Consider the following 25,243-nt stretch of genomic DNA (forward strand, 5'->3'; position numbering starts at 1 on the left):
TCGTACCCGGGCTACTGGGCGCGCAATGCGGCCAGGCGCCGCTTCGTGCCGGGGTGGGTGGCGGTGTCCCGGCTCGCGCCCATGCGCATGAGGGCCGAGAACACCGCGTCGCGCTGCACCCCGAGGCCCTCCAGCGTGCGCAATGCAAACGCATCGGCCTCGTACTCCTGCTGGTAGGCCAGCGCCGAGGCCTCGCGCCCGAGCCGCGCGGCAATCGGATCGGTCTGGTCGGCCGTGACGCTGCCGGGCACCCATTTCTGGTACATCTCGCCCATCTGCGCCCAATGCGCCAGCGCGACGTGACCCAATTCGTGCGCCAGCACGAACATGCGCCCTTCTTCCGGCCAGTCGCCCATCGCCTCGTGCGCGATCACCACCCGGCCGCGCAGCGTTTCGGCCACGGTGGCGCCGCGCACCACGCGCAATTCGGCGGCCCCCTCCAGCCCCAGCGTGCGCACCAGACTGTCGAAGCTGTCGCGCACCTTCTGCGCCCGCTCGCTCTCGACCGGTGCCGGCGCGAGCCGCTCCAGTTGCGCGGCCTGCGAACGCGCCAGCACCTGCGCGATGTCTTCTTCGCCACGCGCGACGCCCGCCGCCAGTGCCATTGCGATCAACCACCACCAACGCATGCCGTGTCGCTCCTGCGCAGAACCTCGTGCCCGATTACGGCGCAAGAACCGGGCCCGATTCAAGGGTTTACCCGAGCATTCACCGCGAACCGGGGGGCGCCGTGCCGGAATGCACGGGCAAACGCGGTGCCTTCGGCGCCGGCAGGGGCCGCGATCAGGCCTGGATCAGGCCCCAGTGCAGCGCCACCAGCGTCAGCTCCGACTGGTTGCTCGCGCCCAGCTTCTGCTTCACGTGGTACAGGTGCGTGCCGACGGTGCTGGGCGACAGGTTCAGGTTGGCGGCGATCTGCGCCACGCCGAGGCCCCGCGCCAGCTGGATGAAGACCGAGAACTCTCGCTCGCTCAGCATCTCGGCCGGGTTCGCATCGCCCTTCACCTGGGCCAGCGCCAGGACCTGGGCGGTCTGCGGATCGACATAAGGCCGGTGCGCCGCCACCGCGCTGACGGCGGCGATCAGCGCCTCGGGCGCGCCGCGCTTGGTCAGGTAACCCAGCGCGCCGGCCTGCATCACCCGCCGGGGGTGCGCGGTGTCCTCATGCGCCGACAGCGCCAGCACGCGCGCCTTCGGGTCCTGCGCCAGCAGGCGCCGCACCGCCTCCAGGCCGCCCATGCCGGGCATCGACAAGTCCATCACCACCACGTCCGGCTTCAGCTTCGGGTAGTCGGCGCAGGCCTGTTCGCCGGTGTCGGCCTCGGCCACCACGTCGATGCCGGCATCGGCCAGCAGCATGCGGAAGCCCATGCGCACCAGCGCGTGGTCGTCGACGAGCATCACTCGGATCATTCGGGGACCGCCTCGGTTCGGGGAACAGGCCCCGGCAGGCGCACCGCCAGGCGCACGCCGCGGGGGGAATGCGGCAGCAGCTCGAAGCTGCCGCCCAGGCCTTGCACGCGCTCGGCCAGCCAGCGCAGGCCGTGGTGGCCCTTCTTGTCGGCCCAGTCGGCGGCCAGACCGGCGCCGTCGTCGACGAGTTCGAGCAGGACGCCGTCGGCCAACGCCTGCAGCCGCACGTCGACCCGCTGCGCCTGGCCATGGCGCAGCGCATTGGTCAGGCCCTCCTGCGCGGCGCGGTACAGCGCGAGCGCCGCTTCGCTGCCGAGCGGCACGCCGGCCAGGTCGGCCTGCAGTTCGATCCGTGCGCCGGGGTGGCTGCGCCGCGTGCGCTCGGCCAGGTCGGCCAGCGCATCGGCCAGGCCGAAGGTGTCGAGCACCAGCGGCGTCAGCCGCGGGATGATGCCGTGCATCGCGTCGTACAGGCGCGAGGCTTCTTCGGCGATCAGGCGCGCCGCCTGCTCGGCCTGCGGGTCGAGCGCGCGCATGCGTTGCGCGATCGACAGCGCCATGCTGCGCATCGCCGTCACCGACTGGCCCAGTTCGTCGTGCAGCTCGCGTGCGATCAGGTGGCGCTCCTGCTCGATCTGGTGGTCGACCCAGCGCGTCAGCTCGCGGCTTTCGGACAGCTGCAGCTCGGCGCGCACCGCGCGGCGTTCGGTCTCGATGTGGCCCTGCAGCATGCCGACCATGCGGTTGAAGGCCTTGCCGATGGTGCCGGCCTCGGCGCCCGGCAAGGGCGGCAGCACGACGTCGAAGCGGCCGGCCTCCAGCTGGTTCAGCGCCGCGACGATGCGGCCGAACGGGCGCACCGTGTGGCCAACGAGCCAGTACACCAGCCCGTTCAGCACCACCAGCGTCACGACCGCGCCGAACACCAGCACGATGGCCTCGTCCCACGCGTCGAGCACCGCGCGCGACGCGTTCGCCTGCACCGTCAGCCGGCCGTCGGGCAGCTCGAGCGACTGCACCGCCGGCGGCGGCGCGACCAGCGCATCGAACCAGTCGGGCGCATCGCGGCCCGGCTTGTACGGCGAGCTCGGCGAGGTGTAGAGCACCGTGCCCTGCTTGTCGAGCAGCGTGATGTCGTTCGACCGCACGCGGCCCATGCCCTGCAGGAAGCCGAGCACCGCCGGCGTGCCCTGCGCCGCATAGCGCCACACCGTGCGGTTCATGAACTGCGACGCGACGCGGTTGGCCGCCACCACCTCCTCGTTGACCGACTCGCGCATGCTGCGCAGCTGCAGGCCGAGCATCACGACCAGGAACAGCAGCGTCAGCAGCCCGACGATCAGGTGGATCTTGAGTCTCAAGCTCATGAGGACCACCCGTCCAACGTCTCGACCATCGCCTGCGCCATCGCCGGATGGGTGGGGTCGTGGCCCGCGCCTTCGACGAGGCGCAAGCGGCCGTGCGGCAGGCGCCCGTGCACCGCGACCGACGCCTCGGGGCGGCAGATGCGGTCTTCGGTGCCGTGCAGCAGCAGCGTCGGCACGACGGGCAGGCGATCGCAGCGGTCGAGCAGCGGCGGCGCATCGAGCCAGCAGCGGTGCAGCAGGTAGTGGCTCTGCACGCGGTAGCGGTCGACCTGCGCGTCGAGCGCGGCGCCCGACGGCTCGGGCTGCGCCAGGGTGCCCGTCGCCAGCGTGCTTTCCCAGCGCCACCACGCAAGCGCCAGGCGGCGCGCCGTGTCGGCATCGGCCGCCAGGCCGCGCGCCAGGAAGGGCAGCAACGCGTGGCGCTGGTCGGCCGGTGCCACGGCGGCGAACTGCGTCCACGCCTCGGCATGCTCGCCATCGCGGGGCTGGAAGAAGCCGGCGATGTCCTGCTCGCGCGCGAGAAAGGTGGCGCGCAGCAGCAGCCCCGTCACCGCGCCGAAATGCGCCGCTGCATAGGCCAGCGCGAGCGTCGCGCCCCACGAGCCGCCGACCACCAGCCAGCGGTCGATGCCGAGCGCCTCGCGCACCGTTTCCAGGTCGGCGACCAGGTGGTCGGTGGTGTTGTCGACGATGCTGCCGCGCGGCTGGCTCCGGCCGGCGCCGCGCTGGTCGGGGCTGACGATGCGGAAGCGCGCCGGGTCCAAGAAGCGGCGCAGCAGCGGCGAGCTGCCGGAGCCCGGGCCGCCGTGCAGCACCACCGCCGCGATGCCATCCGGGTGACCGCTTTCCTCGACATGCAACACGTGGCCACCCGACACGTGCAGCGCGTGCACGCGGTACGGTGCGGTTTCGGCGTAGAGCATGGCGGGGGGATCGTAAACGGAGATCCCCGTTCGGGCCGAGCTCGTCGAAGCCCCGGTTCGATGTGAGCAGGCCCTTCGACAGGGTCAGGGCGAACGGGGGGTTCACGCCGCCAGCAGGTTCTTCTGCTGCGCCACCAGCCGCATGATCATCGGCGTGAAGATCAGCTGCATCGCCAGCTCCATCTTCCCACCCGGCACCACCAGCGTGTTGGCGCGCGACATGAACGAGTCGTGCAGCATCGACAGCAGGTACGGAAAATCGATGCCGCGCGGGTTGGCGAAGCGGATCACCACCAGGCTTTCATCGGCCGTCGGGATGGTGCGCGCGATGAACGGGTCCGAGGTGTCGACCACCGGCACGCGCTGGAAGTTGATGTGGGTGCGCGTGAACTGCGGGCAGATGTATTCCACGTACTCGTGCATGCGGCGCAGGATCACGCCGGTCACCGCCTCGGTCGAGTAGCCGCGCGTGCTGCGGTCGCGGTGGATCTTCTGGATCCACTCCAGGTTGATCACCGGCACCACGCCGATCAGCAGGTCGGCAAAACGCGCCACGTCGACCTTGTCGGTCGTCACGCCGCCATGCAGGCCCTCGTAGAACAGCAGGCTGCTCGGCGGCAGCGGCTCCCACGCGGTGAAGGTGCCGGGCCGCTGCTTGTACGGCGCGGCCTCCTCGTCGTTGTGCAGGTACTTGCGGCTGTGCCCGCTGCCGGTCTCGGCGTAGCTGCGGAACAGCTCCTGCAGCTCGGCGAACAGGTTCGCGTCGTCGCCGAAGTGGCTGAAGTGCGGCTGGTGGTTCTGCTCGGCCTCGGCCATCGCCGCCTTCATCGCCTCGCGGTCGTAGCGGTGGAAGCTGTCGCCCTCGACGATGGCGGCCGCCACGCCCTCGCGGCGGAAGATGTTCTCGAAGGTCTTCGTGACCGAGGTGGTGCCGGCGCCGGACGAGCCGGTGATCGCGATGATGGGGTGCCTGGCGGACATGGCGCTTCCTTCAGGCGGTGGCCGCGAACAGGCCGCGCTTGCCGAACAAGGGCGAGTCGTAGTTCGCGGCCGGTTCGTCGCGGTGGTACGTCTCGATGCGGGCCACCTCGTGGCGCGATCCGAACACGAAGCCGATGCGCTGGTGCAGCGCTTCCGGCTTCACCTCCATCAGCCGCGAACGACCGGTGCTCGCGCCGCCGCCGGCCTGCTCGATCAGGAACGAGATCGGATTCGCCTCGTACAGCAGCCGCAGCCGGCCGGCGCGCGACGGGTCCTTGCTGTCGCGCGGGTACAGGAACACGCCGCCGCGCATCAGGATGCGGTGCGTCTCGGCCACCAGCGAGGCGATCCAGCGCATGTTGAAGTCGGCGCCGCGCGTGCCGGTCTGGCCGGCCAGGCATTCGTCGACGTAGCGCTTGACGGCCGGCTCCCAGAAGCGGCTGTTCGACGCATTGATCGCGAACTCGCAGGTCTTCTCGGGGATGCGCAGGCCGGGGTGGCTCAGCACCCATTCGCCGAGCAGCGGGTCGAGCGTGAACGCATGCGTGCCGCGGCCCAGCGTCAGCACCAGCATGGTCGACGGGCCGTAGATCGCATAGCCGGCGCAGACCTGCTGCGTGCCCGGCTGCAGGAAATCCTGCGGCTGCGGGTCCTGCCCCGGCGTGACGGCACGCAGCACCGAGAAGATGCTGCCGACCGCGACGTTGACGTCGATGTTCGACGAGCCGTCGAGCGGGTCGAACAGCAGCAGGTACTTGCCGCGCGGGTGCTCCGGCGGCAGCGTGTACGGCGCCTCGAGTTCCTCGGACACCATGCCGGCCGTGTGGCCGCCCCATTCGGTGGCGCGCAGGAACAGCGCGTTGCCGAGCACGTCGAGCGTCTTCTGCTCCTCGCCCTGCACGTTGCCGGTGCCGGCGCTGCCGAGCACACCGTCCAGCGCGCCGTACGCGACCTTGCGCGCAATGGTCTTGCAGGCGAGCGACAGGTCGGTGATCAGCGCGTTCAGGTCACCGGTGGCCTCGGGATGGTGGCGGCGTTCCTCGATCAGGAACTGGGTCAGGGTCGATCGTCCTCCGGTGAGCATGGCGGGTCTCCTGGTCACTGATGAATCGGCGTGCGCACCGGCAGGTGGGCGAGCAGGTCGGCGGGTGCGGCCAGCCGCCACACGCCGGCGGGCGCGACCGGCGCCGGGCCGTAGCCCCAGCCGGCCCACGCGGCGGGGCTGCCGGCGGCGCTCGCGGTCGCCAGGTCGGCCGGGCCGTCGCCGACCATCAGCACGCCGGCAGCCGAGATGCCGAAGCGGCGCGCCGCCTGCTGGATCAGCAGCGGCGACGGCTTGCGCTGCGCCGCCGTGTCGGCGCCATGCACCTGCGCGACGTGCTGCAGCAGCCCGGCGGCGTCCAGCACCGCGCGCGCCAGCGGCGTCGGCTTGTTCGTCACCACCGCCATCGGGTAGCGCCCGGCCAGCCGTGCCAGCAGCGCGGCGATGCCGGGGTAGGCGTTGCCCTGCGCCGACGGCGCGGCCAGCGTGGCGGCGTCGAAGCGCAGCCGCAGGCGGGCCGCGAGCGCCGGCAGGTCGTGCAGCCCGCTGGCGTCGAGCGCCCGCACGATCAGCGCGTCGGGGCCGTCGCCGATCCAGCCGCGCACCGTCGGCAGGTCGAAGGGCGACAAGCCGTCCTCGGCCAGCGCGGTGTTGAGCGCGAGCGCGACGCCGGCGGCGCTGTCGACCAGCGTGCCGTCGAGGTCGAAGCAGAGGGCGGCGATCCGCATCACGCGCTTTCGGCCAGGTCGCGCCGCTGCGCGTTGACGCACAACGCGGCGATCGCCTTCGGGTAGTCGCCGCCGCTGAACACCGCCGAGCCGGCAACCAGCGTGTCGGCGCCGGCGGCCACCACGCGCGCGATGTTCTTCGCGTTGATGCCGCCGTCGACCTCGAGCCAGATGTCGCGCCCGCTCGCGTCGATGCGCCGTCGCGCCGCCTCGATCTTCGGCAGCACGCCCTCGATGAAGGCCTGGCCGCCGAAGCCCGGGTTGACGCTCATCAGCAGCACCAGGTCGAGCTGGTCGAGCACGTGGTCCAGCAGGTTCAGCGGCGTCGCCGGGTTCAGCGCCAGCCCGGCCTTCACGCCGAACGAGCGGATCAGCTGGATCGTGCGGTCGACGTGTTCGCTCGCCTGCGGGTGGAACGAGATGATCGACGCGCCGGCCTGCGCGAACATCGGGACCAGCGCGTCGACCGGCTTGACCATCAGGTGCACGTCGATCGGCACCGGCTGGCCGCCGCGCCGGCAGTGCGGCGCGATGGCCTGGCACACCATCGGGCCGATCGTCAGGTTGGGCACGTAGTGGTTGTCCATCACGTCGACATGGATCAGGTCGGCCCCGGCGTCGATGACCGCGCGGACCTCGTCGCCGAGGCGCGCGAAATCGGCCGACAACAGGCTGGGGGCGATGCGGATGGCGGGGTTCATCGGGTGGTCTCGCGGTAGAGCGCCTGCACGGGCGACGCGGGCCGGGCCGGGCGGGCGATGCGGACCAGCTCGTCGAAGCCGAGGTCGCCGAGGTCCGGCAGCAGCAGGCCGGCCGCGCGGAAATCGCCGTCCTGCGTCCAGAAGGTCGGCGTCACCAGCGTCCACAGGCCGGCCGCCGTGGCGGCACGCAGCCCGTGCGCCGAGTCCTCGACCGCCAGCGCCTGCTCGGGCGGCAGGCCCAGCGTGTCGAGCGCCAGCCGGTAGATGTCGGGCGCCGGCTTCTTCGCGCGCACCTGGTCGCCGCAGGCGATCACCGCGAACAGGTCGAGCCCGCGCGGGCCCAGCGTGGCGTTCAGCAGGGCGTTGATGTTGGCGGCCGTCGTGGTGCTGGCGATGGCCAGGTGGCAGCCCTGCTCCAGCGCCTCGTTCAGCAGGCGCTCGACGCCGTCGCGCAGCGGCACGCCGCCGGCGTTCACCACCTCGCCGTACAGGCGCGTCTTGTCGGCATGCAGTTGCGGCACCAGGGCCAGCAGGCGCTGGCGCTCGCCCGGGCCCAGCGGCAGCGACGCGATGTACGACGCGATGCGCTCCTTGCCGCCGGCCACCTCCAGCAGCTGCCGGTAGTCGGCGCGCGTCCATGTCCAGCCGAGGCGGTGCTGGTCGAACGCGCCGTTGAACGCGATGCGGTGCGCTTCCTCGGTGTCGGCCAGCGTGCCGTCGACATCGAAGATCAGGGCTTCCACGCTCATGGCGATGCTCCTAGGGCCTGTTAACACTACGGGAAGGCTCGCGCCGGTGTCTGCCAAGGCGCTGGGCAAGGCGCGACGCGCGGCCCGGGCTTTGTGCCCGGGCAAGCGGCGCAACGCGGCCCAGCGCCTTGGCAGGCACCGGCCCGAAGGGTGATCTCATCAAAAGGGCACCCGCGGCGTTGCACGGCTTGCCCAGGCAACAAGCCTGGGCTGCGCCGTGCGCCTTGCGGGTGCCCTTTTGATGAGTCACGCGAGCCTTCCCGTCGTGTTAACAGGCCCTAGACCCGGGCCGGCGAACACGCGGCTCGCGAGCACGTCCTCGGCCTGCAGCGTGCACAGCTGCTCGCGCGTCAGGCGAAGGTCGGCGGTGAAGAGCCGCGTCGCATGGCGCAGCCGGATGCGGTCGAGCGCGTTGCGGATCGAGCGCGCATTCGCGAAATGCGGCTGCTGCCGGCGCAGGCTCAGGTAGCGCGCGAAGGCCGGCTCGGCGGCGGCGTCGAAGTGGTAGTTCAGGCGGGTCAGCATCAGCCGCGCGATCAGCATCAGCTCGGCCTCGCTGTAGTCGGGGAAATCGATGTGGTGCGCGATGCGCGAGGCCATGCCGGGGTTGCTCGAGAAGAAGCCGTCCATGCGGTCCTTGTAGCCCGCGAGGATCACCACCAGGTCGTCGCGGTGGTTCTCCATCACCTGCAGCAGGATCTCGATCGATTCCTGCCCGTAGTCGCGCTCGTTCTCCGGCTTGTAGAGGTAGTAGGCCTCGTCGATGAAGAGCACGCCGCCCATCGCCTTCTTCAGCACCTCGCGCGTCTTCGGCGCGGTGTGGCCGATGAACTGGCCGACCAGGTCGTCGCGCGTCACCGCCACCAGGTGGCCCTTGCGCACATAGCCCAGCTGCTTCAGCACCTCGGCCATGCGCAGCGCGACGGTGGTCTTGCCGGTGCCGGGGTTGCCGGTGAAGCACATGTGCAGCGACGGCGGCTGCGACTGCAGCCCCTGCTCGGCGCGCAGCTTGTCGATCAGCAGCAGCGCGGCGATGTCGCGGATGCGGCCCTTCACCGGCGCGAGGCCGATCAGCTCGGCGTCGAGCTGGTCGAGCATCGCGCGCGCGGCCGACGCCTCCGGCATCTCGCCCGGCGGCTGACACAGACTGTCGCGGTCCTCGTTCATGCGGCGCTCACTCCTGGCGCATTCCGTACCGTTCGCCTTCCGGCGAGCGCTGCACGGCGTAGCTTTCGATGCTGTATCGCAAGCTTCGTCCCGCCTCTTCGGTGCGGATCAAGCGGAAGCCCGGCTCGTGCTTCGGCCGGTTGACGATGAAGGACAGCACCACCGATTCGGTGCCGTGCGTCGAGTCGAACGCGGTCAGGCGGATGTAGTGGTCGGGGAAGGTCTTGCGGCACTGGCGCAGCTCCAGCATCACGCCGGCCGCGTCGGACACGTCGAACATCGGGTTGCCGAACATCTCCCAGAAGGTGTTGCGCGGGTGCGGGTCGTCGGTGGTCTCGATGCCGATGGCCCAGCCCCGGCGCAGCGCGTGCTCGACCTGGGCGGCGACCTGCGCATCGCTCAGGTCGGGCAGGAACGAGAAGGTGCCTTGGGTGATTCGCATGGTGCTAGCTCCGCAGAGGTTGGTCAGACGCGCTCGGCCGGCGCCGGGCCGCCCCAAGGCGGCCGAGCACCCGCTCGGCGGGTGGTGTCACGTACCCGTGACGCCGGGTGCCCCATCAAACGACCGCGAGGGTCGGGACGTAGTCGGAGCTGTCGGTCGGCGTGTAGTTGAAGCTGACCTCGCCCCAGGTGTCGAGCGCGGCGCGCAGCGGGCCGCACCAGCGGGCCGCCTCGGCCAGGATGTCGGGGCCTTCCTCGCGGATGTCGCGGCCTTCATTGCGCGCCAGCACCATCGCCTCGAGCGCAACGCGGTTGGCGGTGGCGCCGGCCTGGATGCCCTGCGGGTGGCCGATGGTGCCGCCGCCGAACTGCAGCACCACATCGTCGCCGAACAGGTCGAGCAGCTGGTGCATCTGGCCGGCGTGGATGCCGCCGGAAGCGACCGGCATCACCTTCTTCAGCGCGCCCCAGTCCTGCGCGAAGAAGATGCCGCGCGGCAGGTCGACCACCGTGTGCGTGTCGCGGCAGACGTTGTAGTAGCCCTGCACCGTCATCGGGTCGCCTTCGAGCTTGCCGACCGCGGTGCCGGCATGGATGTGGTCGACGCCCGCCAGCCGCATCCACTTCGCGACCACGCGGAAGCTGACGCCGTGGTTCTTCTGGCGGGTGTAGGTGCCGTGGCCCGCGCGGTGCAGGTGCAGGATCATGTCGTTCTGCCGGCACCAGTGGCTCATCGACTGGATCGCGGTGTAGCCCACCACCAGGTCGATCATCACGATCACCGAGCCGAGCGACTTCGCGAACTCGGCGCGGCGGTACATCTCCTCCATCGTGCCGGCGGTCACGTTCAGGTAGCTGCCCTTGACCTCGCCGGTGGCGGCACTCGCCTTGTTGACGGCGTCCATCACGAACAGGAAGCGGTCGCGCCAGTGCATGAAGGGCTGAGAGTTGATGTTCTCGTCGTCCTTCATGAAGTCGAGCCCGCCGCGCAGGCCTTCGTAGACCACGCGGCCGTAGTTGCGGCCCGACAGCCCGAGCTTGGGCTTGGTGGTGGCGCCCAGCAGCGGCCGGCCGAACTTGTCGAGCCGCTCGCGCTCGACCACGATGCCGGTCGGCGGGCCGGCGAAGGTCTTCACGTAGGCGACCGGGAACTGCATGTCCTCGAGCCGCGCGGCCTTCAGCGGCTTGAAGCTGAACACGTTGCCGATGATCGACGCGGCGACGTTGGTGATCGAGCCTTCCTCGAACAGGCTCATGTCGTAGGCCACGTGGCAGAAGTACTGGCCGGGGCTGTTCGGCACCGGCTCGACGCGGTAGGCCTTCGCGCGGTACATGTCGCAGGCGGTCAGCCGGTCGGTCCAGACCACCGTCCAGGTGGCGGTGCTCGACTCGCCGGCCACCGCGGCGGCGGCCTCGATCGGGTCCACCCCGTCTTGCGGCGTGATGCGGAACAGCGCCAGGATGTCGGTCGCCTTCGGCTCGTAGTCGGCGTTCCAGTAGCCCATCTGGGCGTACTTCAGCACGCCGGCCGAATAGCGCTTCTTCGCGTCGGTGATCTGCGTGGCATCTTTCATGTGGCCCATGGGCACTCTCCTTGCTGGTTCTCTTGCTGGTTCCCTTGCTGATGCACCGACTGTAGAAACCGCAACGCATGCAAAAAAGTGAATTCTTTTCGTCAACCCATAAGCTTCGACTGATGCTCAAGAACGCCACCTTCCGCCAGCTCGCCGCCTTTCATGCCGTGTCGCGCCTGGGCAGCGTGTCGCGTGCCGCGAGCGAGCTGCACCTGACGCAGCCGGCGGTGTCGATCCAGCTGAAGCTGCTGGAAGAGACCGCCGGTGCGCCGCTGCTGGAGAAGGCCGGCCGCGGCGTGCGCCTGACGGCGGCCGGCGAGCTGATGGCCGGCTACGCGGCGCGCATCCTCGACCTGTGGCGCGAGGCCGGCGACGAGATGGCGGCGCAGCAGGGCCTGTTCTCGGGCACGCTGCGCGTCGGCGCCGTCACCACCGCGGAGTACCTGCTGCCGCCGCTGCTGGTGGCCTTTGCCGGGCAGCACCCGGACGTGAAGGTGAAGCTGCAGGTCGGCAACCGCGACGAGATCGTGCGCATGCTGGCGGCGCAGGAGGTCGATCTCGCGATCATGGGTCGGCCGCCCGCCGAGCTGAAGACGAGCGCGGTGGCGTTCGCCCGGCACCCGATGGCCTTCCTCGCGTCGCCGAAGCATCCGCTGATGGCCCGGCGCAAGCCGACGCTGGCCGACCTGGTCGACGCCAACCTGCTGGCACGCGAGCGCGGCTCCGGCACGCGCACGACGCTGGAGCGGCTCTACAAGGACGCCGGCGTGCCGCTGCGCATCGACTCCGAGTTGTCGAGCAACGAAGCCATCAAGCACATGTGCGCGGCCGGCCTCGGCGTGGCCTTCCTGTCGCTGCACACCTGCGCGCTCGAGCTCGAGGCCGGCCTGCTGGACCTGCTGCCGATGGCCGGCAACCCGCTGCAGCGCGACTGGTACGCGATGCACCTCGCGACGCGCCGCCTGCCGCGGGTCAGCGCGGCCTTCAAGCAGTTCCTCGAAGACGAGGGCCAGGGCTTGATCGATGCGCAGATGCGCGCGCTGGGCCGCAAGCGGCGGAAGCCGGCCGCCCCGCCGTCGCCCCCCGCTGCCGTGCCCGCGCGCCGCCGCTGACGGCCCTGGCGGGCCGGGCGGCGACTCAGGCCGGCGTTCCGTTCGGCGGGGACGACTCGCGCACGGCGCGCTCCACCAGCGCGGCCAGCTCGGAGACCTTCTTCACCTGGCCCAGGGATGCGAACGCGTCATCCCTCACCCCGACGCCCGCCGTCACGGTCGACGGCTGGAACTCCAAGGCCGCCTGGGCCTGTAGCGACAGGCAGTGCCTGATCAGCCGCGACGCGATCTCCAGCTGCAGGCCGGACGGCGGTGGATCGATCGTCGGGCCGGCCGCGACCGCCGCCTGCGCTGCGGCGCTCGGCTCGATCGGCGGCATGTCGGTGCGCGGCACGCTGCGCGTCAGCACCGACTCGAAGGTCGGCGCGTTGGCAACCCGGTTGCCGAGCTGCCACTCGCTGCGCGGGATGCCCATCATCTTCAGGATGGTCGCGATGACCGAGGTGTGGTCGAACGGCTGGCCGGCGCGGGCGCGGAACACGGTGTTCGGCTCGATGTAGGGCGACACCAGGATCAGCGGAACGCGCACGCCGAACCGGTCGAATCCGAAACCGAGCTCGCTGGCCGTCGGCGGCGGCGTGGCCGACTCCCCGCCCCACGGCACCGCCGCCTTCCACGGCGGCGCCACGTGGTCGTAGGTGCCGCCGTGTTCGTCGAAGTTGATGATCAGCAGCGTCTCGTTCCATTGCGGCCCCGACCTCAGCGCGTTCAGCAGGGTTGCGACGAAATCCTCGCCCGGCGCCACGTTTTCCGGCGGATGGTAGTCGGTGCCTTGCTTGCCGATGCCGTGGCGCGTGTAGCCATAACCCCAGGACGGCTCCAGGAAGCTCACGGTCGGCAGCTTGCCGTTGCGGGCACGCTCCAGGAAGGCATCGAGCATGTCGAAGTGCGGATCGAATTTCGAATCGCCCAGCTGGGTCAGGATGTCGCGCGTGAAGCACCACTTTTTCATGACGGTCCAGGCCTCGCTGGCGAACACCATCCAGTCGTTGGTCGAGTTCATGCCGGCGTCCGACATCACGTTGAACATCGTGCGCTGGTTGAAGTAGAGCCAGTTCGTGCCTTCGAACCACATGTTGTTGTCGACCCAGGCCTGCAGCGCGCCGCCCGCATCCGGATTGGGCGCCAGCGAATTGCCGGTGGCGGCGAACGCGCGGTTGCAGTTGGTCTGCGTGGGCACCGAGGCGAAGTACGCATCGGAGACGGCATAGTGACGCGCCGCGCCGTTCAGCACCGGCAGCTCGGCGGGCGTGTAGGTCTGCATGATCTGCTCGTGCCCGTAGCGCCAGCTGTCCTCGACGAAGTCGTTGTAGAACCCGCCCATGCCCGCAGGTTCGCCGCGGGGCGGATTCTCGTGCCGTCCGAACAGCTGCTTCGTGACGTGCGTGTAGTCTTCATTCGGGTCGCACTCCGGCACCCAGGTGTTCTTCGTTCCCTTCGTGACCCAGTGCCGCACGCCCTGCGGGTCCAGGTTGTAGAAGGTCTCGGGGTGCAGGCCGTTGAAGTCCGGGGCGTTGTTGTCGGGCGGCGCCATCACCCGATCCGGGCGCTGGCCGTCCGCATAGAGCCAGCCGAGCACGTTGTCGAGGGAGCGGTTCTCGAGCATCAGGTAGACGATGTGCTTGACGCGCGACGCGACGTTGTTGTCGACGCCGAACAGGATGCCGTCGCTCGTCATGAAGACGTTGGCGTACCCGTCCCAGCCGCCGCGGCCGACCAGGTTCCCGCCGGCCCAGCGCGCGCTGCCATCGCGCCAGCCCACGTGGTGGTACCAATAGAGGTTGCCGTCCGGCGTTGTGCCGTACAGCCGGCCGTCGCTGGTGGCGAACACGCTGGCGTATCGGTCCCAGCCGCCGTTGCCGACCTGTTGCTTGCCGGTCCACCGCTCGCTGCCGTCCTGCCAGCCGTCATGCCGATACCACTCGAGATCGCCGTCCGGCGTCACGCCGTAGAGCACGCCGTCGCTGGTTGCGCACAGGCTGGCGTACATGCCCCAGCCGCCACGGCCCACCAGCTTGCGTTCGCTCCAGCGCTCGCTGCCGTCCTGCCAGCCGTCGTGGCGATACCAGTACAGGTTGCCGTCGAAGTCCGCGGCATACAGGATGCCGTCGCTGGTCGCGAACACGGTGCGGTAGCCGGCCCAGCCACCGCGGCCCACGACGCGCGACAGCTCCCAGCGCTCGGTGCCGTCGGTCCAGCCGTTGTCGCGGTACCAGTGCAGGTTGCCGTCCCAGTCGATGGCGTAGAGGATGCCGCCGCTGGTCGCGAAGACCGATTTGTACGCCTGCCAGCCGCCTTGGCCGACCAGGTTCCTGCCGGTCCAGCGCTCGGTGCCGTCTTCCCAGCCATCGTGGCGATACCAGTAAAGATTCCCCAGCGAAGAGGTGCTCTCGACGTTCATGGTTTCACTCCCGGTTGAAGGAGTGAAAATTCTGCGAACCCCTCGGCCGCCTGACCATGGGCGTTCGCTGAAACGTTCTGAAGCGATGCCGGCGCCGCGGGGAGGGCCCCATGAAGAACGGCCCGGCGCTTTGCAGCGGCGGGCCGTCGTCGGAACAGGTCACGGCCCGGGCGCGAACCCGGGCCGGGGCATCACGGGAAGTTGATCACGTTCACCGGGATCGTCGACACGCCTTGTGCCGGGCCGCCGGTGTTGTTGACCACGTGGTCGATCACGCCGACGCCGCCGAGCGAGACCGTCATCACGCTGTGCAGCTTGACGCCCGGCGTGGCCGGAACCTCGAAGCCGCGACCGGCGTGGATCTGCGGGTTGATGTTGAAGAAGCAGTACGCACCGCCGCCCCACAACTCGTGCGTCGTCACCGAGTCGGCCACCTTGTAGGCCGCGTAGCCCAGTGCGTCGCTGCGCCAGGTGCCCTGGTTCGGCGGGTCGTACGGGAACTCGTTCTGGAAGAAGATCGTCTTGCCGTTCTGGCCGTTCCAGATCACTTCGTACTTCTGGTAGTGCTCGACGAACAGGCCGGTGGCCAGCACGTCGTTGCCGTTCACGACCACGCCGGTGTCGGCGGTGTTGATGCCCCAGCCGGTCGCGGCGATGCCGTGGTCAGCGCGCCAGGCCCAGATGTGATCGATGATCGTGTTGTGGCTGTTGACGATCAGGCTGTTGGTCGCCTTGCCCGACACCGCGCCGCCGATGCGGAAGAAGATGTCGTGGATGCTGATCGGGTTGGCCGCGTGGTTGTTCGCAGCGCCCGTCGGGCCGACCGTCAGCAGCGATTGGCTGTTCACGGTGCCGGCATCGAACAGCAGGCCGGCGACCTTGACGCCGTCGACGTCGGCCACGCTCATCGGCACCACGCCGCCCACCGGCACCAGCGCCGGGAAGCCCAGGCCCAGCACCACGGTGTTGGCCCGCGTGATGCGGATCGTGTCGTTCAGCTGGTAGGTGCCCGGCGTGAAGAACAGGTTCAGGCCCTGCGCCAGCGCCTGGTTCAGCGTCGCGGCGCTGTCGGACGGCTTGGCCACGTAGAACTGGCTCATCGGGATCGACGTGCCCGCGGTCGCGCCGTTGGCCCAGCTCGCGCCGGACGCATTGGTGCGCAGCGACGGCACGAACACGCGGTACTTGCCGGCGCCGTCGATGTACAGGTAGGGCTTGTCGCGCGAGAACGGCGTCGTGCCCAGCACGGTGTAGACCGGCGACGGGAAGGTGGTCGCGGCCGGGCCGCCCGGCACGCCGGAGAACACCATGTTCCAGACGCCACCGGTCCAGCTGCCGAGGTTGCTGTCACGCGTGTACCACTGCTGCTGCGAGCCGGAGCTGATCTGGCCGTCGATCTTGCTGTCGGCGATGTAGCCGCCGCTGGCGTAGCCCTGGCCGCCGTCCATGTTGGACGGACCGAGCGTCATGTTGCCCAGCACGTGGATGCGGCGCATCGGTGCGGCCTGCGAGACGGCCCAGCGGTTGGTGCCGCCGTTCGGGACGATCGACAGGTTCTCGGCGGAGCGCCAGAAGTTCTGCGTCGCGTTCTTCTCGTCGCCGAGGTTCCAGCCGCTGTCGACATTGAGCGCGCCGTTCTGGAAGCGCACGTCGTCCGGGTTCTGGCCGAGGCCGGCCACCGTCGTGTAGAAGCCGAGGTTGATCCACAGGTCGTTGTAGGTGCCCGGCTTGAACAGGAAGGTGAAGCGCTGGCCGCCGAACTGGGCGGTCGAGCTCTTGTTCATCGAGTCGAACGCGCTGTTGACCTTGGTGCGGATGGTGTCGATCGGCGTCGACGGCTCGAAGATCGAGACGTTCGGCCCGAAGTCCGGCGTGTCCGAGGTCGGCAGCGTCGTGCCGTTGGTCGTGATCTTGAACGACGAGGCCAGGTCGTTGAAGCCGACCGTGCCGAGGTTCGGCGTGTCGCCGGTCAGCGTGACCGAGCCGCCACCGTAGTTGATGTCGTTGAAGAGCTGCACCTTGTAGCCGGCGCGCACCTTCACCGACGAGAAGCGGTCGTTCCAGGTGCCGCCGACCCAGCTGCTGTCGGCATCGGCGCAGGTCACGGCGCCGGCGTAGTTGGCGTTCTCGTAGAAGCAGGCGATGCCGGTGGGCACCGGGTCGACCGGCGGGGTGGTGCCGCCGACGGTGTAGCTGAACGCCGGCGTGTCATAGGCCGGGTTGCCGTTGTTGTAGGTGAACGAGTAGCCGAGCACGGTGCCCTGCGCCGCGCTGCCCACGGCCTGCTCCCAGCGCGCGTTGGCGCTGGAGTAGGTCATGCGCACGTTCAGCTGGCCGCCACCGTTGACGGTGTAGTGGGCGTCGACCCAGGTCGTGCTGACGCTGGACTTGAACCAGATCGTCGCGGTGCTGCCCGAGACGGCGACGCCCTGGGTGTAGTCGGCCGCGCGGGCCGGAAGGGCGATGGCCGCGAGCAGCGCGGTGCAAGCCCACAAGAAGAGCGTCACCCACGCCCCGGCGCGGGTCGCGCGCGGGCGGGGGACGCGGTGCATCCCTGTTGAAGTCAACATGTCGATCTCCGTCAAAGGCCGGCCCGGCGGGGCTGGCGGAATTCACGGGCGCAGAGGCTGCGCCCGCCGCCTGAGGAACCGGTGCGGTGGATGTTTGCGGCGGGATTTGACGGCTGTAGTTGCTCTTCAGGCCACTTGGAACCGATTCCAAGGCGTGAGATTACGGCAGATCGTGTGTTGGGCGATAGAGGGAAACCCGAAACAACGGTGCGGGGTTGTGGCGGGGTGTAAGTGGCTACGGGCGACTACAGAGCAGAAGAGATCCATCATTCAGCCGGTCAGCTCTCCCTTCTTCTGTACACAACCCTGCTTGGCGCCTCTGCCCAAGGCAAATCCCCTGCTCCAATGACAATTTCAATCTTATATTTAACCGCCGAGCCATAGCGGACTTCGAACTCAGATCCGACGTCAGAAATCTCCTCTCGATCCAATTCATCTTCGTCTTCGAGATGGAATTTCAACAACCAACCATCACTTCCCCCATCTGACAGGACGACCATTCGAAAATTCGAAGAAACGGCACCCAAAAGGGCATCCACTAAATTAATTACAGCCTCATTCCACAAATCTATGGATATTTTATTCATCATGGCATCCAATCAGGCTTCATTGGAACAACACTGGGACTGGCAGTTCCTTTGATCATAAAAACATTCGTAGGCTCGCCCGAAATCCCCTTGTTAGCGTTCACATTAGTTCCGGAAACAGATTCCACCCGAACAATTGGGAATCCTTGCTGTGACTGACCGAGTACTGTTGCATTACCGGAATGATATGCATCAAGAACGGCCTGAGCATCCTCTTTACTAGCCAGATACCCTCCCCCGCGATATTCCCGCCTGCCCTCGACATGCCGGTACTGCTTCTGACTGACTTGCTTACCCACAGCGGGAAAATTTTTCGCCGACAGCCCGTTACCAAGCTTTCCGGCAAAAATCGTAGCAGCCGCTTGAAATATAGCAACTTTTGACTGAGTGGAAAGCTCACCCTTGTCAATATCCGCCATAAGGCGATACACCTTTGCCGCCTCCATAGAATTTGCACCCTGATGCGTGAACTCCTCCAAGATTGGATGCTCACTCACATATGCTGCGGCAATGGCCTCAGCTTCGTCTGCCTTTTTTGCCCAGTCAACACCCTTACTGCCCGCCGCGTTTTGGCGAGCCTCCCGGCGTTCCTGCTCGCGCACGGCCGCTTCTCCACTAACGGGTATCACCGCACAAACATTTGCACTGGACCGTCCGCAATCCGGGTCAAAGGGTGCCCTGACTGGCTTGTTCCCATTACCTGCGGCGCCGCCCTTCTTGTCGCCGTCCTGCGGTGTCGTATCGCCCGAGCGCCCATCCGATCCGCTGCCATCGGATTTCGCGGTGCCCCCACTGCTCCCGCCGAATGCATTGGCAATGCCCGATAGCGCCCGCAGGAACTCTCTTATTGCATCCCACTGCGGATCGCCTCCTTCGTGCCGGTATTCCTTCCCGTCCGTGTCAAACCCGCTCGGGTCCGTCGCGTTCAGCGGGTTGTTCAGCACGTAGCCGTAGCGGTTGTAGTTCTGCAGGTTTAGCGGATTGGTGACATTCGAGTCCGCCTGGATGAACATGCCTGCGGTGTCGTCGTACAGCCGCCCGTTCATGTTGACGAGGCCAATGTCGTCCAGCTCCTCATGGCCAGTGAAGCCACGCGCGGTGCCGTAGTTGACTGCCGGATTCCAATCCACCACCACGTTGCCGAATTCGTCGTACCGCCCGTTCGTGTAGCGTCGCTTGCCGAAGGGGTCGTACGCGTAGCGCTGCGTCACGTTGCCAAGGTGATCGGTCGTCGCGCTCAGGCTGCCCAAGTGATCCTTGTGCCAGTACTCGACCTTGGTCAACCCGATGAAATCCAGCTTCGTCGGCGCCAACTGCCCGGCAGCCAACGCCTGCGTAGCGCCGGTCGATACCAGCACACCCACCACCTTGCCACCCGCGCTGATGAAGTGCCGGTTGCTCTGCGTCGCGGGGCTGCTGTCGATCGCACTTTCGAAACCCAGTCCACCCACGTTGTCCGGGTGCAGATACCAGAGCACCCGCGTGTTGCCGCTGGACACACGAGTCTCGCGGATGCGCGCGTGCATCTCGTCGTACTGCCAGCTGTATTGCGCGCCCGAACCGGTGGCGGTATCGACGTTGTCGAAGCTGGTGTACGCGAGCTGCGTGTATTTGCCGCCGCTCGCACCGGTCACGTTGCCGTTCAGGTCGGTGCCGTAGCTTGTACTGTTGAGTGTCTTCAGGGCATGCGGCTGCATCGCATTCGAGCCCTGCGGACCGTAGGCGTAGTTGCCCACGTCGCCCTTGCTCAACAACATGCCCAACGCGTTGTATTTCAGGTCCACGCTGCGGCTCAGTTGCGGGATCGCGGGCGCCGCCACGGTGTACTGCGTCAGACGGTTCAGCCCGTCGTAGCCGAAGGTCTCGCTCACCGCTGCGCCCATGCCGTCGCCGTTGTTGTCGATGCGGCTCTTCAGGTTGTTGACGCTGTCCCAGACATACTGGTGACTCAACACGGCACCGCCTCCGCCCACGCCAGCATTCACCGCGAGCACGTGGCCGGTCGCCACTTCGTACGTGGTGACGCCGATGACGTTGTTCAGCAGGCGGTCCTGCTCGATGCTGCCGCGCGCATCCACCACGTTGGCCTGCCACAGCACGGTGTTGGCCGGCAGGCTCCTGCTCGCGGCCACCTGGCCCTGTGCATCAGGCAACGGGTTCACCGTGGCCGCAGTCTTCAGCGACAAGCTTTGCAGGAAGCCACGCACGCTGTAGTTGTAGCCAATCTGCAGCCCGGTCGGGAACGTCTTGGTCGACAGCCTGCCGGTAGTGGCGTCGAAGCTCACGGCACTGGCAAAGCTGGGACCCCCACTCACGTCGGTGCGGTTGCTCAGCTCACGGCCCAGGTTGTCGTAGGCGACCTTCTTGTCGACTCCGTTGCTCGTCACCACCTCGCACAGCTTGCCGGCTCCCTTGTTGCAGTCTGCACCGCCGGCATAGCGGTCGTAGCTCCAGGTGCTGGAGAACTCGGGCTCGATGCGCTGCGTCAGGCGGCCCAGTTTGTCGTAGGCCAGCGTCGTCCAACCGGCGATTGCCGTGGCGGTGATTCCGCTGTCGTTGCTTTCAGGACAGGCTGCAGCTGTGTGGCTGCCACGCATCTTCGAGTTCTGCTGCGATTTGAGTTGCCCGAGCGGATCGAAGCAGTAGCTGATGACGCCCTTGTCCGGGTCGCGCAACTCCACTTTCCGCCCCCTGAGGTCATACAGCACGACCACGCTGTTCTGCAAAGCGTCCAGCGTCTTCACGACGTTGCCGAATGCATCTGGCAGGTAGGCGATCTGAGCGCCGGTGGAGTCCGTCACACGCAGGACGTCGCCACGTGCGCTCTTCTCCTCCGTTCGCACTTGGCCCTTGTCGTTGGTGGTGGTCGTGACCAATCCGTCGTAAGCATAGGTGGTAGACGACGCCAGCAGATAGCCATAGCTGCCATAGCCCACCGGACCGCTGCCACCGAAATTCCGGCCTTGCGATGCAGCCGCATTGGGGTTGGCGGTGTAGACGGCAGCCGTGCGGCCCAGCTCATCCACCACGGTCAGCACCACGCCGACGCTGTTGCTGCCGCCGGTCGCCGCCGAGCCACTCGCGAGGAAATACGGCTGGGTCTCCATCACCTTCGTGCCGTTGGCGTCGTACACCGTATCGGCAACGATCACTGTGCCGCTGCGCCCGGCAGGCTGGTTGGGGCCGTCGAAGCTCTCTGTCGAGGCGCGGATCGCGCGGCCCAGCTTGTCGTAGTAGGTGCGAGTGAAGGCGCTCATCTTTGCGCCGTTTGCATCCCGCGCTTCGCTGTGCGTGAAACGAATGGCGAGCAAGGGCTGCTCATTGGCAGCCGGTGTGGGGCAGGCAACGCCAGCAATCACCGTGTTGCTGCTGGTGTCGAGCCCTGCGCCGGTGATGCAATGCCACGTGAGCGTGCTGGTGCCGTCAGGAAGCTTCCGCTTGATCGTGCGACCGAAGTCGTCGACGATCACACTGGACGTCAGCCCGTTGATGTCCTTCACCTCGGTGGCCACACCGAAACGCGGGTCGTACAAGCGCTGGTCGTACTGGAGCAGCGCGTTCTGCGAGCTGCTGACGAAGAGCCCGCCGGGGACCGTCACGGTCACATTGGGTGTCAATGACCCGTTCGTCGTGATGCCCTGGGATCCGCCGTCGTAGTCGGCCTTCGCAGTGCGAGTCGCGAACAAGGCGCGCCCACCCGCTCCTGGGCAATTCGCCACTGTCGTATCGGTGATGTTGCCAATCACCGTATCGCGCACATAGCTCGTCGTGACGCACAGCGGCGCGATGCCTGGCTCGACCGTGGAGCTTTGCAGGGTTCCGTTCGCGTTGTAGGTCGCGCTCGTGGTGCGCGTGTAGTCCAAGGGGTTGCCAGGCAGGTCCGATCGGGTCTGCGCGATGGCGTGGGGCAGGCAGGCGGCCAGCGCCAGCCCCAACGGCAGGAGCCGGGCAAGCTGGGTGGCGGCCGATGTCTTGATCTGGGTGAGTCCGGTCACGGGGCTTCCCTCGGGGCAAATGTCGCGCCACCCTTCGGGTGGCAATTTTTTTGGTGTTGCTGCATGCCTCTTGACGAAGCGTTCAGGTCGATCAGTCGTCCAGCAGCAACTGCAGGATGAGGCTGATCAGCGCGGGACTCACCGGTGGCTTCGCCGAAGTGCCCGCCGTGGCGGTCGCGTCCTGCGCCGTCCCCGCCGACGTTGGCAGGATCGAGCCAGGCGATGTCGCACGCTCGGTGTTCTGCTTGACGCGACTCAAGATCCACGCGCACGTCTGCGTGTCGGCGCAACCGGTGTTGTCCGGCCAATACTGGTTGGTGGCGATCTGCGTGTACGTATTGGACGGACTGTTGGTCAAACTGGTCGTCGTGGTGGTCTGCATCGGATCCCCATTGGGATTGACGGCGGTCTGAACGATCACCGTCGGCAACGCGACACCTTGAAGATCGACGCCCGTACTGCGCGACCGTGGGGTGTATGGACGCTTGATGACCTGACTCGACGTGCAAGGCAAACCACTTGCAATGGCTGCTGCTTCAGCGCCGGCGGCGGCGGTCTGATCGCAGTAGACCGATGTCGTGCGGGACAGCAGGTTGCTGGACGACACACTGTTCAAGGCACTGCGGTGGACCGACGTGCTCAATGGCAACCCGATGTAGGGGAAGTCTTGAGCAATGACGACTTCACTGGTGCGCGGCGCGCCGTTGGGCGCAACGGTCTGACGCCGCACGACGCGGAAGCCCAGCGCATCGCGGCCGGTGGTGTCTGCCTTCAGGCCCTGGTAGCTGTACTCGGATTTGACAGTGCCGCCCGCGCCGTTGTCGGTCTGCAACGTAGCCACGACGTAGCTCGACGGCGTGATGTCGATCCTGGGCAGCGCGGCTGCGTTCGCCGTCCGCAGGTCGCTGGCATAGCGCGGTCCGAGCGGGTCGCCCGGCAGTTGAGGATTGCTCAAGGGCACATAAGTCAAGCTGGTGGCGGCGCCGGTGTCGCTCGTGACGCCGATGAGCAGGTCCGGCGGGCTCGGGTCCTTCTTGACGTACAGCGTGTTGCCGGAGTCTGTGAGCCGAAGGAATTCGGCATTGCCGCGGCCGGTGAAGTCGCCGATTACGAACGAGCCGAGCGGCAGAAAACTGTTGTCCAGCGGACGCAGGCGCACATCGGTCAGGTTGAAGTCGGTCGACTCGACGAAGCTGCCGTTGCCCATGCTCAGGTACAGCGCGGTGCGCGAGGACCCATTGACGTAGAGCATCAGGATGTCCTGCCTGCCATCGCCGTCCATGTCCATCGGCACCATGCCGGAGCCGAAGCGAGCAGGCATGTCGATGAACGGCCGGCCTTCACTGGTCGGATTGGACGATATGGCCGCAGTCGAGAGCTTCTTGTCGACGTCGCCAAGCACCATCAGCCAGGGCCACTGATAGCCCTGCATCAGCAGGTCGGTGCGGCCATCGCCGTTGTAGTCGAACGGAATGGCCAAGCTGTCCATGATGACGCTGGGCGCCACCAGGATCTGGTCGAAGTTGCCGTCACCGCGGCTGCGCAGCACCTCCGTGCGACCGGACCAGGGGCGCGCATCGAAGAGATCGGGCAGGCCGTCATTGTCCACATCGAGTACCAGATCGCGCATTGGCGCCGGGTTCGACGGGTACAGCGACAACCGGCTGATGTTGGTCGGGATCTCGCGGAACCCGTTGGCGCCTTCGTTGCGAAACACGCGCGTGCAGACGGTGTCGCAGGGCTTGTCCACCAGCGGGTCCATCCGATGGTCAACGTCGCGAGCATCGCGGTGTACTGTCACGAAGTCGAGTTGCCCGTCGCCGTCGACATCGACGATGTAGAACATGTCGCCGGCGCCCCAGATCGTTCCGCCGACGAACTCCTTGTCGAAGGCCTCGCGAATGGCCAGGTTCACATTCGCGAGCGATTGCTTGTCGAAGCTGCCGTCGCCGCGGTTCTTGTAAAGCACCGACGGAGTGGCGGGTCCGCAGGCGGCCGGCTGCTGCCCGCTGGCATCCGAATACGCCAGCACGTCGACGAGCCCGTCGCCATCGAAATCCCGCAGAATGGTCCGAACGCATTCGCTGCCGCCGCCAGCCAACCGCCTGTCTTTGATGTTGAACAGCGGCGCCTCGGAAAAACTGCCGTCGCCGTTGCTGAAGTACAGCCGGTTGTTCGCGGGGGAGGACTCCCAATGGAGAATGTCGGTGCGGCCATCACCGTTGAAATCTGCGGTGAAGATCCCGGTGGGAAGGCGCTGGCCCAGCGGGCTGTCGAAACGTCCCGTGTTGAAGATCACCGTCGACGCAAGGTTGAAATTTGCCGCCTGGTACTCGCCATTGCCACCGGCCGAGTACCTGAACTGAGTTAAGGGCAGACACTTCGTGCTGGTGGCATCTCCGGCGCAGGTCCAGATGCCGGCAAGGCGGGAGCGCTTGGTCACTGGCCCGGGTTGATAGCCCAGCTGCGTCGTCGCGATCGCCACGGCGCCGGTTGTCACCCCGAGGCTGCCGGTGTTCGGCGCATTGGTGTACGTCGTGATCGACGCGAGCCGCTGAGCACTGATGCGCTTGGTGACACCTCCACGGAGGTCTTCGCTGATGTCCTGCAATGGCCCGCCGACGCGATCGGTGTAGTTGAAGATCACCTTGTTGTTGCTGTACTGGATCTCGGCCAGGTACCACTCATGTCCCTTTGCATAGGCTGAGCTTTGCGTTCCGGCAGTGACATCGCGCTGCGCGTACTTGAAGTCGACGTGGTTGCCGAAGATGTCGGCGATGCGCGAGCTGGCCCACAGATCGGCATAGCGCACCGTCTGGCCGGGTGGGTAGTACGCACCAATGGTTGCGTTGGTGTTGGCGTCAGAGCTCTGCGGGTTGTTGCCGTAGTCGACGATGCGGCCGCTCTTGGTCCAGACGCGGAACCACGCCGGCCCCGATGCAGCGTTGGTGCCATCGGCCATGCCATAGGCGCGGATGCGCGAGTAGCTGTCGCGCTCGGTGCGGTATTCGCGGTAGCCGCCGGCCGACAGGCCGGCGGCATCCCCCTTGCCGGCGCCCACCACCGCGTTGCCCGATGCATCGAGCGGGATCAGGCGTTCGCCGTCCAGGCACAACTTGTCGTTGGCGGTGTAGCCGACGCTGACGTGCACACCGTCGGTCGCGCGCACCGCGGCGCAGCGGGTGATGGTGGACGGGCCACGCAGAGACCAGCCATAGCCGACAACGCCGTTGTGCCGGTCACCGCTGGAGTACGACAGGCCCAGCTGCGGTGCCAAGCCCCCGATGCCCGGCGGTACCGCGATCGCGTGTTCGTAGCTGGCGGTACCGCCGTTGGAAACGGTCACTTGCGACTGCGCCGCCGCGGCGGCGAAGAACAAGGGGGCAACACACGACATGCGCGTGAGTACCCGCTGGACCGCGCATACAGTTGGATGACGCATGGTTGTCACTAAGGGAGTGGCGCCAAAGGGCGCATTGGAGATGGGACGAG

General features: G+C 67.5%; 18 protein-coding genes. 1 reads left to right on the forward strand and 17 read right to left on the reverse strand.

Going from position 1 to position 25,243, the window contains the following annotated elements:
- Nucleotides 1-11 precede the first annotated feature (11 nt).
- From ASC98_RS08270 to ASC98_RS08325, 12 genes are all read right to left on the reverse strand, one after another.
- Nucleotides 12-629: a M48 family metalloprotease gene (locus tag ASC98_RS08270; RefSeq protein WP_082541860.1), complete on the reverse strand. Its 618-nt coding sequence runs from the start codon at nt 627-629 to the stop codon at nt 12-14.
- 154 nt (nt 630-783) lie between these two features.
- Nucleotides 784-1,413, reverse strand: coding sequence for a response regulator transcription factor (locus tag ASC98_RS08275; protein WP_056806886.1), 630 nt, complete (start codon nt 1,411-1,413; stop codon nt 784-786).
- On the reverse strand, nt 1,410-2,780 hold the full coding sequence (locus tag ASC98_RS08280; RefSeq protein WP_056806889.1) for a HAMP domain-containing protein: 1,371 nt from the start codon (nt 2,778-2,780) through the stop codon (nt 1,410-1,412). Before ASC98_RS08280 ends, ASC98_RS08275 begins: the two co-directional genes overlap by 4 nt.
- On the reverse strand, nt 2,777-3,703 hold the full coding sequence (locus tag ASC98_RS08285; RefSeq protein ID WP_056806892.1) for an alpha/beta fold hydrolase: 927 nt from the start codon (nt 3,701-3,703) through the stop codon (nt 2,777-2,779). The genes ASC98_RS08280 and ASC98_RS08285 overlap by 4 nt, the downstream gene beginning before the upstream one ends.
- Nucleotides 3,704-3,805: 102 nt before the next feature.
- Entirely contained in the window at nt 3,806-4,684 is an 879-nt protein-coding gene (locus ASC98_RS08290; protein ID WP_056806895.1) for a phosphoribulokinase, read from the reverse strand.
- Nucleotides 4,685-4,694: 10 nt separating this feature from the next.
- Nucleotides 4,695-5,768 carry a class 1 fructose-bisphosphatase gene (locus tag ASC98_RS08295; RefSeq protein WP_056806896.1) on the reverse strand — a complete coding sequence of 358 codons (1,074 nt, stop codon included), beginning with the start codon at nt 5,766-5,768 and terminating at the stop codon, nt 4,695-4,697.
- 14 nt (nt 5,769-5,782) lie between these two features.
- Nucleotides 5,783-6,454 (reverse strand): HAD family hydrolase, encoded by a 672-nt coding sequence (locus tag ASC98_RS08300; protein WP_056806899.1) that lies wholly within the window; start codon nt 6,452-6,454, stop codon nt 5,783-5,785.
- Complete coding sequence (gene rpe, locus ASC98_RS08305; RefSeq protein WP_056806902.1) at nt 6,454-7,155, reverse strand: ribulose-phosphate 3-epimerase; 702 nt, start codon at nt 7,153-7,155, stop codon at nt 6,454-6,456. Before rpe ends, ASC98_RS08300 begins: the two co-directional genes overlap by 1 nt.
- Nucleotides 7,152-7,904 carry an HAD-IA family hydrolase gene (locus ASC98_RS08310; RefSeq protein WP_056806905.1) on the reverse strand — a complete coding sequence of 251 codons (753 nt, stop codon included), beginning with the start codon at nt 7,902-7,904 and terminating at the stop codon, nt 7,152-7,154. Before ASC98_RS08310 ends, rpe begins: the two co-directional genes overlap by 4 nt.
- 246 nt (nt 7,905-8,150) lie before the next feature.
- Entirely contained in the window at nt 8,151-9,029 is an 879-nt protein-coding gene (cbbX, locus tag ASC98_RS08315) for a CbbX protein (RefSeq protein ID WP_235581210.1), read from the reverse strand.
- A 49-nt stretch (nt 9,030-9,078) separates the two neighbouring features.
- Complete coding sequence (locus ASC98_RS08320; RefSeq protein WP_056806911.1) at nt 9,079-9,513, reverse strand: ribulose bisphosphate carboxylase small subunit; 435 nt, start codon at nt 9,511-9,513, stop codon at nt 9,079-9,081.
- 115 nt (nt 9,514-9,628) lie between these two features.
- The gene (locus ASC98_RS08325; protein ID WP_056806913.1) at nt 9,629-11,095 is read right to left on the reverse strand and encodes a form I ribulose bisphosphate carboxylase large subunit; all 1,467 of its coding nucleotides are present in this window, start codon (nt 11,093-11,095) and stop codon (nt 9,629-9,631) included.
- Between the two features lie 113 nt (nt 11,096-11,208).
- Between ASC98_RS08325 and ASC98_RS08330 the strand changes: the two genes are divergently transcribed.
- Nucleotides 11,209-12,198: a LysR family transcriptional regulator gene (locus tag ASC98_RS08330; protein WP_056819852.1), complete on the forward strand. Its 990-nt coding sequence runs from the start codon at nt 11,209-11,211 to the stop codon at nt 12,196-12,198.
- Between the two features lie 25 nt (nt 12,199-12,223).
- Here the strand turns inward: ASC98_RS08330 and ASC98_RS08335 are convergent, their stop codons facing one another.
- The 5 genes from ASC98_RS08335 to ASC98_RS08350 all read right to left on the reverse strand — a co-directional run bounded on the left by ASC98_RS08335 (nt 12,224) and on the right by ASC98_RS08350 (nt 25,130).
- Entirely contained in the window at nt 12,224-14,599 is a 2,376-nt protein-coding gene (locus ASC98_RS08335) for an alkaline phosphatase family protein (RefSeq protein WP_056806920.1), read from the reverse strand.
- Between the two features lie 191 nt (nt 14,600-14,790).
- Nucleotides 14,791-17,106, reverse strand: coding sequence for a peptidase inhibitor family I36 protein (locus ASC98_RS08340; protein WP_056807007.1), 2,316 nt, complete (start codon nt 17,104-17,106; stop codon nt 14,791-14,793).
- Nucleotides 17,107-17,447: 341 nt separating this feature from the next.
- Nucleotides 17,448-17,768 carry a hypothetical protein gene (locus tag ASC98_RS30210; RefSeq protein WP_157597896.1) on the reverse strand — a complete coding sequence of 107 codons (321 nt, stop codon included), beginning with the start codon at nt 17,766-17,768 and terminating at the stop codon, nt 17,448-17,450.
- On the reverse strand, nt 17,756-21,751 hold the full coding sequence (locus ASC98_RS08345) for an RHS repeat-associated core domain-containing protein (protein ID WP_056806924.1): 3,996 nt from the start codon (nt 21,749-21,751) through the stop codon (nt 17,756-17,758). Before ASC98_RS08345 ends, ASC98_RS30210 begins: the two co-directional genes overlap by 13 nt.
- A gap of 91 nt (nt 21,752-21,842) precedes the next feature.
- Nucleotides 21,843-25,130, reverse strand: a complete 3,288-nt coding sequence (locus ASC98_RS08350) for an FG-GAP-like repeat-containing protein (RefSeq protein ID WP_056806927.1) — start codon at nt 25,128-25,130, stop codon at nt 21,843-21,845.
- Nucleotides 25,131-25,243: the final 113 nt, after the last annotated feature.

Source organism: Rhizobacter sp. Root1238 (assembly GCF_001425825.1).
Classification (GTDB): Bacteria; Pseudomonadota; Gammaproteobacteria; order Burkholderiales; family Burkholderiaceae_C; genus Rhizobacter.